The 14,927-nt window shown below is 50.0% G+C and carries 14 protein-coding genes and 1 pseudogene; 14 read left to right on the top strand and 1 reads right to left on the bottom strand.

The features are described 5' to 3' along the window. Window positions 1-2: 2 nt before the first annotated feature. Window positions 3-2,537 (bottom strand): flagellar hook-associated protein FlgL, encoded by a 2,535-nt coding sequence (gene flgL / locus QUE23_RS07680; RefSeq protein ID WP_286348466.1) that lies wholly within the window; start codon window positions 2,535-2,537, stop codon window positions 3-5. 125 nt (window positions 2,538-2,662) lie between these two features. Between flgL and rplU the strand changes: the two genes are divergently transcribed. The 14 genes and pseudogenes from rplU to QUE23_RS07750 all read left to right on the top strand — a co-directional run bounded on the left by rplU (window position 2,663) and on the right by QUE23_RS07750 (window position 14,902). Then, on the top strand, window positions 2,663-2,977 hold the full coding sequence (gene rplU, locus QUE23_RS07685) for a 50S ribosomal protein L21 (RefSeq protein ID WP_286348467.1): 315 nt from the start codon (window positions 2,663-2,665) through the stop codon (window positions 2,975-2,977). An 11-nt stretch (window positions 2,978-2,988) separates the two neighbouring features. Then, entirely contained in the window at window positions 2,989-3,249 is a 261-nt protein-coding gene (gene rpmA / locus QUE23_RS07690; RefSeq protein ID WP_015106476.1) for a 50S ribosomal protein L27, read from the top strand. Between the two features lies 1 nt (window position 3,250). Beyond that, window positions 3,251-4,813, top strand: coding sequence for an ABC transporter substrate-binding protein (locus QUE23_RS07695; protein ID WP_286348468.1), 1,563 nt, complete (start codon window positions 3,251-3,253; stop codon window positions 4,811-4,813). A gap of 2 nt (window positions 4,814-4,815) precedes the next feature. After that, window positions 4,816-5,820: an ABC transporter permease gene (locus QUE23_RS07700; RefSeq protein ID WP_286348469.1), complete on the top strand. Its 1,005-nt coding sequence runs from the start codon at window positions 4,816-4,818 to the stop codon at window positions 5,818-5,820. Then, a complete protein-coding gene (locus QUE23_RS07705; RefSeq protein WP_286348470.1) occupies window positions 5,820-6,674 on the top strand; it encodes an ABC transporter permease in 855 nt (284 codons plus the stop codon). The genes QUE23_RS07700 and QUE23_RS07705 overlap by 1 nt, the downstream gene beginning before the upstream one ends. Before the next feature lies 1 nt (window position 6,675). After that, window positions 6,676-7,533, top strand: a complete 858-nt coding sequence (locus QUE23_RS07710; protein WP_286348471.1) for an ABC transporter ATP-binding protein — start codon at window positions 6,676-6,678, stop codon at window positions 7,531-7,533. Next, window positions 7,527-8,297: an ATP-binding cassette domain-containing protein gene (locus QUE23_RS07715; protein ID WP_286348472.1), complete on the top strand. Its 771-nt coding sequence runs from the start codon at window positions 7,527-7,529 to the stop codon at window positions 8,295-8,297. Before QUE23_RS07710 ends, QUE23_RS07715 begins: the two co-directional genes overlap by 7 nt. 14 nt (window positions 8,298-8,311) lie before the next feature. Continuing rightward, window positions 8,312-9,277, top strand: a complete 966-nt coding sequence (obgE, locus tag QUE23_RS07720; protein ID WP_286348473.1) for a GTPase ObgE — start codon at window positions 8,312-8,314, stop codon at window positions 9,275-9,277. Next, a complete protein-coding gene (locus tag QUE23_RS07725; RefSeq protein ID WP_286348474.1) occupies window positions 9,277-10,074 on the top strand; it encodes a riboflavin kinase in 798 nt (265 codons plus the stop codon). Before obgE ends, QUE23_RS07725 begins: the two co-directional genes overlap by 1 nt. Next, on the top strand, window positions 10,028-10,147 hold the full coding sequence (locus tag QUE23_RS07730) for a riboflavin kinase (protein ID WP_286348475.1): 120 nt from the start codon (window positions 10,028-10,030) through the stop codon (window positions 10,145-10,147). Before QUE23_RS07725 ends, QUE23_RS07730 begins: the two co-directional genes overlap by 47 nt. A gap of 45 nt (window positions 10,148-10,192) precedes the next feature. Beyond that, window positions 10,193-12,104: pseudogene (tkt, locus tag QUE23_RS07735) on the top strand (transketolase). Next, window positions 12,101-13,078, top strand: a complete 978-nt coding sequence (locus QUE23_RS07740) for a hypothetical protein (protein WP_286348476.1) — start codon at window positions 12,101-12,103, stop codon at window positions 13,076-13,078. The pseudogene tkt and the gene QUE23_RS07740 overlap by 4 nt, the downstream one beginning before the upstream one ends. A 56-nt stretch (window positions 13,079-13,134) precedes the next feature. Continuing rightward, window positions 13,135-14,400, top strand: a complete 1,266-nt coding sequence (locus QUE23_RS07745) for a RecB family exonuclease (RefSeq protein ID WP_286348477.1) — start codon at window positions 13,135-13,137, stop codon at window positions 14,398-14,400. Between the two features lie 19 nt (window positions 14,401-14,419). Beyond that, complete coding sequence (locus QUE23_RS07750) at window positions 14,420-14,902, top strand: hypothetical protein (RefSeq protein WP_286348478.1); 483 nt, start codon at window positions 14,420-14,422, stop codon at window positions 14,900-14,902. The last annotated feature ends 25 nt before the right edge of the window (window positions 14,903-14,927 follow it).

Genomic DNA, 14,927 nt, shown 5'->3' on the forward strand with positions numbered 1-14,927 from the left:
CCTTACATGTAGTTTGTCAAGCTCATTTGGTTGATTTTGCTCGCAGAGGCTAAAGAGGCATCGTAATTGTTACGCAGTTGGGCGAACTTGTTGTAGGTTTGGGCGACATCGGTGCCTGTGGTGTCAGCACGAATCGACTCGACTTGGTTCTTCAACACTTCATTGCGGCGCATGACATGGGAGAAGTTGCGGCTATGCGCCCCATTAGAGGCGATGATCTTTTCAATGTGGTCGCTCAAGTGATCGATGAGGGCGATCCCATTTTGTATCCCCGTGTTGCGCATTTCAGGGCCATAGCCCTGCAAGGTGTCTGGGCGATCGATCCCCTCCTTCACCGCTTCAATCACTTGGTCCAATTGTTTAAAAAAGTGGATGTGGGGGGTGTCGATCGTGGGGGCGTTGTTGGCATTGAGGCGGATAGCGGGCGTGTCGCGTCTTAAACTCTCAGGACTAAAGTCGCTCGCCTTGTTGTCGTAAAACATGAATTGCATGGGGGTCTTGGAGTGCATTTTATCGTGGATTTGCACTTGCCCGCGGTCGTTAAAACGCACATCTACCCGATCATCGGCTTGCTTTAAAAGGGACATGAAGGCATCCTTGCTCGCCTTAGAGGGAGCATTGCTTTGGGCTTGCTCGTATTCTTTAGGATCGCTGTTGCTGAAGTTAAAAGCTAAAGTCATCGCGTCCATCAGTTGGCGGTAGGTGAAGTCGTTGGGCTTGGTGAGCGCGGGGGCTTTGTCATCGCGGTTGTAAAGGGGGATGTGATACACCCCCCCGCCTTTTTTAGGCAAGTCTAAAAACGCTCCCCCGGGGCTTAAATGCAGCTGGGCCTTGACATCCACGCCGTTGTTGTCTTTAAGCACCATGGTGTAGTCTTGTTGGGTGATTTTTGCCCCCATGGCGGAGGCAAGGGTGCTGGCCCCTGTGGCGTAGTCCATCGTTTTAGGCACGATCTGAGACACATTGCTGTGTAAATACGCCCCTTGTCGGCTGAAGTAGGTTTGCTTGTAGGTGTCGGCGTAATCTAGGGGTAGGGCCTTGGTGGGCACGCCCTTGGCATCTAGGCTCGTGATCTTCAAGCTAAAGCCACTTTCACCATCAAAAGGGGGTTTGTTGCTGTCATGCGCCTTGTTGCGGACATTGTTGTCGACGACTCTTAAATGCCCATCATTGGAAAGCTCAACATCTAATTTCCCCCCAAAGTGGCTTTTAATGCCGTCCATTAAATCTTGCATGGTGGTGGTGGGGGTGATGGCTAAAATCAAAGGCTCTAGGGGGGTGTCATCTATGTGGCCATCGGGCTTGTTGGGGCGTGTGCCTTCAAGTTTGAGGCTAGCGACACTGGGGCCTAGAATGTCTTTGATTGGGGTGTTTCTTGTGGCAGGGGTGTTGCCTTCTGTGGTGATGAACGCGCTTTTGATGTCGTGCATGCGGTGATCGTAGGGGTCCAGCGTGCTTTGCAAGCTCTCTAGCGCGCGGTTAGCCACAAATGCGCTTTTGACATAGGTGCTCACCCGAGCCCCACTGGTGAATAAATCATTTAAATCGTCTACATTTTTCTCACTAGAAACCATATGAAAGTCCAAAGTCGCCCGCCCTGGGGTCAAATCCCTGATCTCAATCTCCCCCCATGCGTTTAAGGACACTTGCACGACTTGGTTTGTGGAAGTGTTGCCATACGCCTTACCGATTTGATCGAGCAAATCTTGCACTCTTGTGGCATCGTCCTTATTATTGTAGCCCTTGTCTAGCGCAAATTTTGCCTTAAAGGCACTGCCATCGGGGCGCACCCCTTGCAAATAAAAAATCTCGGGTTTGTCGTTGCGTGGGTCGTTGTCGGTATCGCCGATCAAATCGCGCAAAGTGTCTTGAGCGTTGATGTAGACTTCTTGCGGGTTTTGGGTGCGGTTGTAAGAGTCCATGATGTCTGGGTGCAGCTTGCTTTGGTTGAGTTTTTTAATGTTGGCCGTGATGATTTTTTGGCGGTCTACATCTTTACCTAAAAAGAGATTTTGCCCGCTGACATTGTAGGGGACTAAATTATGCGAGCCGATCAGGGCGTTTAAATTTTCGTTGTTGCCGTAGTAATTGCCTGCCTTATCAAAAGGGGGGCGATCGACCTTGCTCCCCCCAAAAATATACTCCCCCCCCACTGAGGTGTTGGCGACATTGATCATGTGTTCTTTGAGTTTTTGCAAGTCTAGGGCGATGGCTTGGCGAGAGGTCGTGGAGTGCGCATCGCTGGCGGCTTGGATGAGTTTTGTTTTAAACTGCTCCATCGTGCTGGAAAGCTCGGTTAAGGCTTTGTCGGTGTTGAGTGTGGAAGTGTAGGCACTTTGGGCGACATCGTGGGCTTGATCGAGGGTGTTGGATTCAAAGCCATACTTCAAGTTTTGGTTATTGACTTGGCTGTTTTGGTAGCCATACTCGGCTTTGAGTCCCGAGGCGATTTGGTTGTTGGCGGTGTTGAGTTTGTTTTGGAGCGCATTTTGGTAGTAGTTGATTTGGTTGTAGCGGTTGCCATCGGTGATGCGCATAAGACTTCCTTTTCAATGTAACTCATCCCAAACATGCAATATATATACCACTTTGCTAAGGTAAAATTTTAGGTTTCTTATGCTAGAATGGACTCTAGTTTTAATTTCTAATTTTAGGCGGAGATATGTTTTACGCGGTCTTTAAGAATGGGGGCAAGCAATACAAGGTGCAAGAGGGCGATGTTGTCTTGCTAGACAGGCTGGGCTTAGAGCCTAAAGCACACTTTCAAATTCACGAGGTGCTGGCTGTCTGCCAAGAGGGGCAAATGTCCTATGGTAGCCCCTTTGTCAATGGGGCACAAATTGAGGCTGAGGTCATCAACGAGGGGCGGGGCAAAAAGGTCGTGATCTTCAAAAAACGCCGCCGCAAGGACAGCAAGACCAAAAGAGGCTTTCGCCGCGACTTCACCCGCGTCAAAATCACAAAAATCGTAGCATAAAGGATTAAAGCATGGCACACAAGAAGGGACAAGGCAGCACCCAAAATAACCGCGACTCCGCGGGGCGTAGACTAGGCGTTAAGAAGTTTGGAGCAGAGTTTGTGCGGGCGGGCAATATCATTGTGCGCCAAAGGGGCACAAAAGTACACCCCGGCAAAAATGTAGGGCTAGGTAAAGACCACACCATTTTTGCTCTTGTAGATGGCGTGGTGCACTTTAGCCACAAAGACAAGCACCGCAAACAAGTTTCTGTGTTCCCCAAATTGGCGTGATATGAAAACCCTAACCCTTTTTTGCCTCAGCTGTCTATGCTTGTGGGCTAAAGAGGGCGGGACTTTGATTTACGCAAGGGGAGCGGATGGCTCTGGGATGGATCCGGCTTTGGTTGTAGACGGGGAAAGTTACGCCGCCACTTCTAACATCTATGAAACCCTTGTGCGTTTTAAATACGGCTCTACAGAGATTGAGCCTGCGCTAGCGAGCAGCTGGGAGATTTCTAAGGACGGACTAACTTACACTTTCCATTTAAGGCATGGTGTTTATTTCCAAACAACTCATTACTGGGACAAAAAGGCCGAATTGACCGCCAAAGATGTTCTATTTTCTTTCAAGCGGCAAATGGGGCAAGTGCCCTACTACAAGGGGGCGAAGTCCTATGGCTACTGGGCGAGCATGGGCATGTCTTCGATCATTAAAAAAATTGAAGCCTTAGATGCCTACACCGTGCGTTTCACTCTAAAGCACCCCGAAGCCCCGTTTTTGGCGGATTTGGGGATGGACTTTTTAAGTGTGCTGAGTGCCGATTACGCCGCCCACTTAAAGAGTCTAAACAAAGAGGACGAACTCACGAGAAAGCCCATAGGCACGGGACCTTTTAAGTTGGCGACTTGGTTTAGGGACGATAAAATTGTGCTTTTAAAAAACAACGACTACTGGGGTTCTAAAGCGCATTTAGACCGCGTGGTTCTAAGGGTGATCCCTAATCCTTCTGTGCGCGCTTTGGCGCTGCAGCGAGGTGAGGTGTCGATCATCAGTGCGCCTAACCGCAATGAAATCCCGCATTTGGCAAGCCTGCCCGGGGTGGCCGTGGATGAAAAACCGGGGCTCTTTGTCACTTGGATGAGTTTAAACTTAGAAAAAAAGCCCTTTGACAACCGCCTCGTGCGCCTAGCCATCAACCACGCCATCAACACAAAAGACTATGTCAAAATTGTGTATGAAAACTACGCCACGCCCGCCATCAACTCCATGCCTCCCTCCATGTGGGGCTATAATAAGGACATCCAGCCCTATGGCTACGATTTAAAGCTGGCAAAAGAGTTGTTAGCCAAGGCCGGCTTCCCCCATGGCTTTGAAACCACGCTTTTTACAGCATCCAAATACAATAAGCAAGCGGCGGAGTTTATCCAAGCGCAACTCGCCAAAATCGGCATTCAAGTGAAGATCGAATTTTTTGAGTGGGGGACTTACCTTAAAAAGGTGGCGATGGGCGAGCATAAAATGGCTTTTAGTGGTTGGAAGGCAGACACGCCGGATCCGGACAACTTTTTATACATTCTGTGGAGCAAAGAGGCGGCGGCAGAAATCCCTACGCGCAATGGCTCCTTTTATAAGAGCGATGTCTACTCTAAGCTAGTCACAAAAGCCAAATATCTTTCAAGCCAAGCCAAACGCGCCACTCTTTATCAAAAAGCCCAAGAGGTCTTCCACAACGATGCCCCCTGGGTGCCCCTAGCCTACCCCTACAGCATTGTGGCGCGGCTTAAGAGCGTGCAGGGTTATCAAGTGAGCGGAGTGCAGATCAACCGCTTTGTACATGTCTACTTCTCTAAATAACAATGTTGCTTTTTTTGCTCAAACGGCTTTTGTGGACGATTCCCACCCTGTTTGGGGTGAGTGTTTTGGTTTTTTCTATGGTGCATTTAGTCCCGGGCGATCCAGCCCTTGTGATTTTGGGCGAGCATGCCAATAAAGAGGCGATCGAGGCCTTAAGGGAGCAAATGGGCTTAAACAAGCCCCTACTAGAGCAATACCTAAGCTACATGGGGCATATCTTGCACGGGGATTTAGACACTTCTTTGGTGTCTGGCGAGAGTGTGTTAGAAGCCTTTTTGCAACGCTTTCCGGCGACTTTAGAGCTGTCTTTAAGTGCCTTGTTTATTGCGATCGTTGTGGGGCTGGCTACGGGCATCATCGCCGCCATTAAACGCTATAGTTTGTTTGATAATTTAAGCATGGGTTTTGCGCTTGCTGGAGTGAGCATGCCCGTCTTTTGGCTAGGGCTGTTGCTCATCTATTTTTTCAGCGTGAAGTTGGGCTGGTTTCCCGTCTTTGGGCGGCTTAACGATGCCTACTACTTAGACGGACCCACGGGATTTTATTTGATCGATAGCCTCATTGCCGGCAATTTGCCCGCCTTTTGGGATGCACTGCGCCATTTAGCCTTGCCCAGCATTGCCCTAGCCACGATCCCCACCGCCATCATCGCGCGCATGACCCGTGCGAGCATGCTCGAGGTTTTGCAAGAGGACTATGTCCGCACCGCACAGGCGAAGGGTTGCCCCCCTTGGCGTGTGGTGTTGATCCACACTTTAAGAAACGCCCTAATCCCCGTTACCACCGTGGTAGGGCTCATGCTGGCTGGGCTTTTGGCTGGAAGCATCCTCACCGAAACCACTTTTTCGTGGCCGGGCGTGGGGCGCTGGATGGTCAATGCCCTCAATCAAAGGGATTTTCCCATCATCCAATCCTCAAGCCTGATTGTGGCGGTGATTTTCGTGGGGGCGAATTTGGTCGTGGATCTTCTCTACGCCTTCATCAATCCGCAGATTAGGCTAAGTTAATGGAGCGTTTCAAGACCTTTTGGGAGAATTTTAAGCAAAACAAAGCCGGTTTAGTCGGGCTGTTTTTGCTAGTGGTTTTGGTGATCTGTGCGCTCTTTGCCCCGATCTTAGCCCCCTATGATCCCACTTTGCAAGACGCAAAAACACGGCTTGTGGTGCCCTTCTTTATAGAGGGGGGCAGTGGCACGCACTGGCTAGGCACGGACGATTTAGGGCGCGACATTCTCTCCCGCCTGCTCTATGGGGCGCGCATTTCTTTAACCATTGGTGTCGTCGCGGTGGGGATTGCCGTGTTCTTTGGGGTCATTTTTGGGCTTTTGGCGGGGTATTTTGGTGCTTTGGCGGACATGCTGATCATGCGTTTCATGGATTTAATGCTCTCCTTGCCCTCTATTTTGCTCATCATCATCGTGGTGGCGATCTTAGGTCCCTCTCTTACCAATGCCATGCTCGCTATTGGGATTGTGGGCGTGCCCGGGTTTGCCCGCATTGTGCGCGCCAGCGTCTTAGCCGAAAAGCAAAAAGAATACACCCAAGCGTCTAAACTCAACGGCTCTTCGCATTTGCGCTTAATGTTCGTGGTGATCTTGCCTAATTGCACCGCCCCCATCATCGTGCAAGCTACGATGGGGCTTGCCGGAGCCATCTTAGAGGCGGCGGGTTTAAGCTTTTTGGGGCTAGGGGCGCAACCGCCCAGCCCCGAGTGGGGCGCGATGCTCATGGACGCTTTGCAGTTCATCACCACTTCACCATGGACTTTGGTGTTCTCCGGGTGCATGATTTTCTTAACCGTGATGGGCTTTAACCTTGTGGGTGATGCGATCATGGACGCGCTCGATCCTAAAAGGGCTTAGTGTGGCAAATCTCTTAGAAGTCATAGACTTACAAACCTACTTTTCCACCAAGCACGGACTGGTTAAAGCGGTGGATGGGGTGAGCTTTTCTGTCGCCCCCGGGCAAACTGTGTGCTTAGTGGGCGAAAGCGGAAGTGGCAAGAGCATGAGCGCGTGGTCTGTCATGGGGCTTGTCAAACCCCCGGGCAAGGTCGTGGGCGGGCAGATCCTTTTTAAGGGGCAAAATCTTTTAGAGTTTAGCCCTAAACAAATGCGGGCTCTGCGGGGCAGCCAAATTGGCATGGTTTTTCAAGAGCCCATGACAAGCCTAAATCCCAGTTACACCATTGGCTTTCAAGTCGCCGAGGTCTTTAAAATCCACCAGCCCACCCTAAACGCGGCGCAAGTGAAAGAAAAAACCATGCAAGCTTTGGGGCAAGTGGGGCTTGGAGCGGATAAATTCAACGCCTATCCCTTTAACTTGAGCGGAGGGCAGCGCCAAAGGGTGGTGATCGCCATGGCGATGGCGTGTGCGCCGGATTTACTCATTGCCGATGAGCCCACCACCGCCCTAGATGTCACGATCCAGGCTCAAATCCTAGATTTAATGCAAGGCCTGCAAAAAAGCAAACAAATGGCCATGCTGTTCATCACGCATGATTTGGGTGTGGTCGCACAACTTGCCGATGTCGTGGTTGTGCTTTACAAGGGCGAGGTGGTGGAGAAAGCGAGCGCAAAAGACTTATTTAACGATCCACGCCACCCCTACACAAGGGCACTACTAGAGGCAATCCCCAAGCCGGGGCAACGCAAGGTGCGTCTAGCCAGCGTGGATGAAAACATCAATTACCTAGACTTCCCCAAAGAGATCCGATGCTAAGAGCAGAAAATCTTAAAAAATCCTATGGGGCGTTTGAGGTGCTCAAAGGAATCAACTTCACCCTAAATCCGCAAGAAATCCTAAGTCTCGTGGGCGAGAGTGGGTGTGGCAAGAGCACGGCGGCTAAAATTTGTGTCGGGATGCACCCAGCCAGCGCAGGCGAGGTGTTCTTTGAGGGCAAGCCTTTAAGCAAATTTAGAGCAAAAGAGTGGCGTGCTTACCGTCAAAGCGTGCAAATGGTGTTTCAAGACCCCTACTCTAGCTTGAACCCGCGCTGGCGTATCCAAGACATCATCGCCGAGCCCTTGCTGTTAAACACGAATTTAAGCAAGAGTGAAAGGCGTAAACGGGTGCTAGAAATCATGGCGCAAACGGGGCTGAAAGAAGAGTGGGCGGCAAGGTATCCACACCAATTCTCCGGCGGGCAACGCCAAAGGGTGGGGATTGCAAGGGCACTGATTTTACACCCCAAAGTGCTCATTTGCGATGAGCCCGTGTCCGCTTTAGATGTGTCGATCCAAGCGCAGATTTTAAACTTGCTCTTGGATTTGCAAGCCCAGCTGGGTTTAAGCTATCTTTTCATCAGCCACGATTTGGGCGTGGTGGAGCACATCAGCGATCGCATTTTGGTGATGGAGGGGGGCGTGATTGTGGAAGAGGGCAGCACAGAGAGTGTGTTAAGTGCCCCCAAGCACCCCTACACCAAGAAGCTTTTAAACGCCATCCCCCACCTAGATAAAATGTTGCAACGCTTTCAAGACTAAAGGATTTCATTTAAATGTTTGTAGATTGTGTGGAGATCACCGCCACTTCGGGCAAGGGCGGACCGGGCTGTGTGAGCTTTAGACGGGAGAAATTCGTCATGGAGGGCGGACCGGATGGGGGCGATGGGGGCGATGGGGGCGATATTGTCTTTAAAGTGGATAGCAATAGCGACACCTTAAGTGCCTTTAGGGGCAAGAAGCACTACAAGGCACAAAATGGCGCGCCCGGGGGGCCTAAAAATTGCAGCGGCAAGCGGGGGCAGGATTTAATCATTTCTATCCCCCCGGGCACACAGATTTTTAACAGCGACACGGGGGAGTTGCTTTGCGACTTGATAGAGAGTGGGACGCAAACGACCTTATTAAAAGGGGGTAAGGGGGGGCTTGGCAATGTCCGCTTTAAGAGCGCGTCCAAACAACGCCCCACCTACGCCCAAAAGGGCATTGCCGGCACGAGTTTAAACTTACGCCTAGAGCTTAAACTCATCGCCCATGTGGGCTTAGTGGGCTTTCCAAATGCGGGTAAAAGCACGCTCATTAGTGTGCTCTCCAACGCCCGCCCTAAAATCGCCCCCTACGCCTTCACCACCTTAATCCCCAATTTAGGCGTGGTGCAAGCCGGGCAGTTTCAAGAGTTTGTGATGGCAGACATTCCGGGGATCATTTCAGGGGCGAGCGAGGGCAAGGGTTTGGGGCTAGATTTCTTACGCCACTTGGAACGCACCAAGTTTTTACTCTTTGTGTTAGACATGACTTATGATATACACGAGCAATACACACAACTACGCCACGAATTAGCCCGTTTTTCTAGCGCACTCGCCCAAAGGGATTTTGGCGTGGCTTTAAACAAAATGGATACGGGGCAAGTGGCTGAGTTTCACGCCCCAAATGCCCGTTTCGTGTTGCCCATTTCCGCCGCCACCACTGAGAACACGGGGCAGTTGTTGCAACTTCTAGCCCAAGCCTTGCAACTGGCTTGATGCTAGACTTTTTAGCCCCCGACTTCTTAGATAACACCAGTACAAGCCTAGCCATCGGCAAGTTTGACGGCGTGCATTTGGCACACCAACAGCTCTTAGGCTTGCTAGATTCCAAGGGAGCGGTGTTGGTGGTGGATTGGCAGAGGGCTAAAGAGGTGCTGACTTCCTTTAATGAACGCACACGCTTGTTGCAAGGATATGCCGATCGGGTGTATTTCTTGCCCCTAGAGCAGGTTTGTACGCTCTTGCCGGACGCATTTTGTAGGCTTTTATTGTCTCAATGTCCGCATTTGCAAAAAGTCGTGGTGGGCTATGATTTTAAATTTGGGGCACAAAGAAGCGGGGACACTCAAACTTTAAAAGCCCTACTACCCCCGAAAATCCGCCTAGAGGTCATGCCGGCGTTTAAAATCAAGGGCATGGCCTTGCACGCACGGCATATCAGGGCGTGCATTAAAAGGGGCGAAGTGGCGTTAGCCACACAATTTCTCACCCGCCCCTTTAGTCTAGAGGGGGTGGTGATCTCAGGGCAGCACTTAGGCAGTGTCGCCCTTTATCCCACGCTCAACATGGAAATCCCCCCCCACGCCTTACTGCCCGCCTTTGGGGTGTATGCCGTGCGGGTCAAATTCCCTAACAACCCGGCGCATTTTGAGGGCGTGAGCTTTTTAGGCGAACGCCTTAGCACAGACAGACACCTAGCCCTAGAAACCCACATTTTAAACGCCCAAATCCACACCCCCCCTTTCTATGCAAATCTCTTTTATCCAAAAGATACGCGACAACGCCTTTTTTGACAATTTGCAAGAGCTCAAAATGCAAATTAGCACTGACATAGACAGGGCAAAAACCCTCTTAAAGCCCGAGTAAGAGCAAGTTTGTTAGAATAGCCCCTATTTTCACTAAAGGCATTTTATGGACTCCAAAGACATCTCCACTCTAGAAAAAATGGCAACCACTCTGCGCTTTTTGTGTGCCGACATGGTGCAAGAGGCCAACAGCGGACATCCCGGTGTGGCGATGGGTTTAGCCGATGTGGCGGTGGTGCTAAGCCAGCATGTGCGCTTAAACCCTAAAAACCCCAAGTGGCTAGGCAGGGACCGCCTTGTCTTTAGCGGAGGGCATGCGAGTGCGTTGGTGTATGCGCTCTTGCATTTATGGGGCTTTGATTTGAGCCTAGAGGATTTAAAAGCCTTTAGACAGCTACACTCGCTCACCCCGGGGCATCCTGAATACAAGCACACCGCAGGCATAGAGGTCACCACAGGTCCGCTAGGGCAGGGCTTTGCCAACGCCATAGGCTTTGCAATTGCGGGCAAAATGGCACAGGACTTGCTAGGGCAGGCGTTTAGCCACAAGGTTTATTGTCTATGTGGGGACGGGGATTTACAAGAGGGGGTCAGCTATGAGAGCGCGTCCTTAGCCGGGCATTTGGGGCTAGACAATCTCATAGTGCTTTACGACAGCAATGCCATCACCATTGAGGGGGACATCCATTTAGCCTTTAGCGAAAATGTCCGCTTGCGTTTTGAGGCGCAGGGGTGGGCGGTGCTTGAGTGCCAAGGGCATGACTTCTTAGACATTGATAAAGCCTTAAACACCGCTAAAAGCAGCGACAAGCCGACTTTAATCATCGCCCACACCACGATTGGCAAGGGGGCGCTAGAGCTAGAGGGCAGTGCCAAGACGCATGGCGCGCCTTTGGGGGCTGAAGTGTTGAAGAAAGCCAAAGAGGCTGTGGGCTGGGATCACCCCCCCTTTTATATCCCCGAAGAAGTTGCCCTAAATTTTCGCATGCAAAGAGGGGAGGCACAAGAAAAGCTTTGGGAGCAAGCTTTAAGCCCTGAGATAAAAGAGAAAATCGCCCATTTGCAAGCCAAAGACTTTAGCCAAGTGGCTTACCCTGCGTTTGAGCTAGGGCAAAAATGCGCCACAAGGGCAAGCAATGGGGCGATTTTAAACGCCATCAGCCAAGCGTATTTGGGCTTTGTGGGGGGCAGTGCCGATTTAGCCCCGTCTAACAACACCCGTTTAAAAGAGGGGGGGGATTTTTTAAAGGGCGTGTGTGGGCGTAATTTGCACTTTGGCATCAGAGAGCACGCCATGGGGGCGATTTGTAATGGGATTTCTAATCACGGCTTGTTTGTGCCCTTTTGTGCGACCTTTTTTGTCTTTAGCGACTATTTAAGCCCGTCCTTACGCCTAAGTGCGCTCATGCAAAATCAAGTCTATTACATTTTCACGCATGACAGCATCGGCGTGGGCGAGGACGGGGCGACCCACCAGCCCATAGAGCAGTTAAGCCACTTAAGGGCGATCCCTCATTTTGAAGTCTACCGCCCTATGGACGCACACGAAAATGTCTTATGCTGGCAAGTGGCGTTAAAACGGGGCAAGAGTGCCGCCTTTGTGCTCTCTAGGCAGGATTTAGAAGTGGCAAGCACGGCTAGTTTAGAGCAGGTGCAAAGGGGGGGGTATGTCTTGCAAAAAAGCACCAAGTCCATACAAATTAGCCTACTGGCAAGCGGGAGTGAGGTTGTGCCTTGCTTAAAAGCCCTTGCCCTTTTAGAGGCTCAAGGGATCGGGGCGCAGGTGGTGAGCGTGCCTTGTTTTGATCTCTTGTTGCAACAAGAATCAGAGTATTTAAACACGCTCTTAGTGGGGGCTGTTTTGGCTGTGGAGGCAAGCAGGGGGCTGGAGTGGTTTAGATTAGCTGATGGCGTGCTTGGCATGGAGAGTTTTGGGTGCTCGGGCAAGGGGGGATTTGTTTAAACATTTTGGGTTCAGCCCTGAAAATATCGCCAACAAGGCTAAGGCGTTGCTATGAAAGAGCCCCTGTATGTCTTTAGCCACCAAAGGGCGTGTAAGGCGTTTTTAGCCAAGCAACCCGATGGCTTTTTGCCTCCCACTTTAAGCGCAAAAGACTTTTACGACCAAGTAAGCTATGTCCCAAACTTTGCCAAAATCCCTAAAGGCGTGCGCCAACTTCTCTTGGCTAATGCCATTGAAAGGGTGCTTAAAGACTTGCCCGAAAAAGAAAACCATTTATTGGTCTTTGAGCGTAGTTTTTTGGGCTATTTAGAGAGCAGTAACTTTGTGGGGCGCTTTTTCAATGAGCTGGCTAAATTTGATTTAGACATTTTTGCCATCCAAGAGCGCGACATTTACGGCGACTACACCCACCATTTAGAGGTGCTCGAAAACATTTACACCCACTACACTACACAGCTAAAAGAGCTGGGCTTTTACGACCCCATTTTGCGCCTAAAGCCTGAGATCATCCCACAAGTCTTACAAAAGTTTTTAAGGATTGAGTTTTATTTAGGCGGGTCGTTGAACCTTTACGAGCAGAAATTACTCTTTGATATGGGGTCGTTTGTGCCTATTTTCTTGCACTTTAGCGTGGACCGCTACAATCAAAGGTTTTTAGACTTTTTGCACTTAGAGCTTAAAGAAGACCACCGCTATAAAATTGACTTGCAGGCCTTGCTAAAGGGTGAGAACCCCATGATACAGAGCACCCCCAAACCTCTCACAAAAAATATCAAAATCCACCACTTCAACACCCGTTTAGAACAAGTTGGGCTTGCTTTAGCCAAAGTGCAAGAGTGGCTAGAAGCCGGTTTAGAGCCTACGAAGCTAGCCATCATCACCCCCGATTCGAGCCTCACCGCCCATTTGCACCTATTAGACACACAGAGAAATTTAAACTTCGCCCACGGGCAAAATGTTAAATGGGTGTATCAAGACTACTTTGAAGCCCTAAAAAACTTGCAGCCCACCCCCAACACGCCCCCCTAGAAGATTTAAACGCGCAATGTTTAGCCCTTTTAGAGCAATTAAACGCCCCTAGTGCCTTGCAAGACTTCCACCAAGAGTTTTACAGCGCACACTTTAAGGTGCAAGAGATTTTGTCTAGCTACACCTTTGCCGATTGGATGGAGCTTTACACCCGTGCACTCAAAGAACAGAGAGTGGACGACACTACAGGGGGTAAAGTCAAGGTTTTAGATGTCTTAGAGTGCCGCGGGCTAGAGTTTGACAAGGTCGTTATTTTAGATTTCACCGACAAACTCGTGCCCAATTTGGGCGATTACGACCTTTTTTTAAACAGCAAGATCCGCGCGCACTTAAACATACCTACCTTAAAAGACAAACAGAACCTACAAAAGCACTACTACTACCAAATCCTGCAAAACAGCCAAGAGGTGGATATTGCCTACCACAGCGCAAACGACGCCACCCACTCTAAAATGCTCTTAGAGCTCGGGCTTGAGGGGCAAATTCAAGAGGGGGCGTTTGCCCTTTTTCCGCCTGAAAACAAGCACCCCTACACCGAGGACACTTGCATGGCAAAAATCCCGCCCAGCTTCACCTTCAGTGCCACGAAATTGAACGATTTTCTCATCTGTCCTAGGCGTTTTTACTTGCACTATTTACAAGGGCTCATCCCCCCCCAAGATAAGGGCGTCAATTTAGGCTCATTCTTGCATACCCTGTTAAAGAACCACTACACGAACAACCCCGCCACCCCCATCACTGCTGAGGACCTATTAGAGCTCGCCCCCCTTGAACTGACAACATGGCAAGAGATGAGCCCCTTAGAGCACTTAAGCTTTCAAGTGGCAGTGGATAAAATGAAAAACTTCTTTAAAAGGGAACAAGAAAGATTAATGCATGGGCGGGTGTTTGCGTGTGAAAAGCCCTTTAGCTTTGCCTTTGAAGGCTTTGTCTTAAGGGGGCAAATCGATCGCATAGATGCGCTTAATGATGGCTCGTATGCGCTCATTGACTATAAGTTTAAAAATGCCAAAGATTTAAAGCCCGACAGCCTAGATGGTGTAGAAACCAGCCAAGATTTCCAATTAAGCCTATACGCTTTGGCGATGGCAAATGAGCTAGGCAGTGCCCCTTTAGAAGCGTCCTTTTACAGCTTAAAAGAGGGGGAACTCAAAACAGAGAGTGCTGAGGTTTTACACGCCAAACAAGAACGGCTAAAGGGGATTTTAAACGCCTTTAAGCAACCCCTAGACTTTGTTAAGAACCCTAGCAAGAAAAATTGTCAGTATTGTGCCTATCAAGACATTTGCGGAGTGGAGTATCAAGAAAGGAAGGGCTATTAAACTCGGGGTTTTTGCCTTTTTGATCGGGCTTTTTTTAGCCACTTGTTTGGGTAAAAGTGGGGCTTTGGGGGCGGTGGGCGTGGGGGTTGCCACATGGCACATCAATTACTTTGGGACAATCGCCTACCTTGACCCACTTTATTTATTCTTTGTGTGGCACTGGGGGAGTTTAAAAAGTTTAAAGGGACTAGAGGCCATTTTAGCAAGTTTGATCGGGTTTTTGGGCTTGCTTGTGGGGCAGGCACTTCTCTTTAAACAGGGGCTTGTGGGGGCGATTTTGCTTAGTTTAATCGCCAAGCCCATTGGGGCACTTGGGGCGTGGCTTGTGGTGTTGTGTGCCCTATTTTACGCTTTTATGGTGCTTTTTCCTAAAACTTTTACAAGGCTTAAGGCACACCTACCCGGCTTAATCGCCTTAAGTGCAAACAAATGCCAAGAGTGGGGCGAGGGCTTGTTAAATCTCTTGCAAGAGTTAAAAGCCCCCCCAAAAAACGCCTTTTAGCCCAAGAAAGCAACCCCCTTTGCCC

The organism is Helicobacter felistomachi (assembly GCF_030296895.1).
GTDB lineage: Bacteria > Campylobacterota > Campylobacteria > Campylobacterales > Helicobacteraceae > Helicobacter > Helicobacter felistomachi.

Bases quoted from the DNA above. Each gene is read 5' to 3' on its own strand.
- QUE23_RS07740 (WP_286348476.1), top strand. From the start codon at position 12,101: ATGAAAGAGCCCCTGTATGTCTTTAGCCACCAAAGGGCGTGTAAGGCG.
- rplU (WP_286348467.1), top strand. From the start codon at position 2,663: ATGTTTTACGCGGTCTTTAAGAATGGGGGCAAGCAATACAAGGTGCAA.
- rpmA (WP_015106476.1), top strand. From the start codon at position 2,989: ATGGCACACAAGAAGGGACAAGGCAGCACCCAAAATAACCGCGACTCC.
- QUE23_RS07725 (WP_286348474.1), top strand. From the start codon at position 9,277: ATGCTAGACTTTTTAGCCCCCGACTTCTTAGATAACACCAGTACAAGC.
- QUE23_RS07715 (WP_286348472.1), top strand. From the start codon at position 7,527: ATGCTAAGAGCAGAAAATCTTAAAAAATCCTATGGGGCGTTTGAGGTG.
- QUE23_RS07730 (WP_286348475.1), top strand. From the start codon at position 10,028: ATGCAAATCTCTTTTATCCAAAAGATACGCGACAACGCCTTTTTTGAC.
- obgE (WP_286348473.1), top strand. From the start codon at position 8,312: ATGTTTGTAGATTGTGTGGAGATCACCGCCACTTCGGGCAAGGGCGGA.
- QUE23_RS07700 (WP_286348469.1), top strand. From the start codon at position 4,816: ATGTTGCTTTTTTTGCTCAAACGGCTTTTGTGGACGATTCCCACCCTG.
- flgL (WP_286348466.1), bottom strand. From the start codon at position 2,537: ATGCGCATCACCGATGGCAACCGCTACAACCAAATCAACTACTACCAA.
- QUE23_RS07695 (WP_286348468.1), top strand. From the start codon at position 3,251: ATGAAAACCCTAACCCTTTTTTGCCTCAGCTGTCTATGCTTGTGGGCT.
- QUE23_RS07705 (WP_286348470.1), top strand. From the start codon at position 5,820: ATGGAGCGTTTCAAGACCTTTTGGGAGAATTTTAAGCAAAACAAAGCC.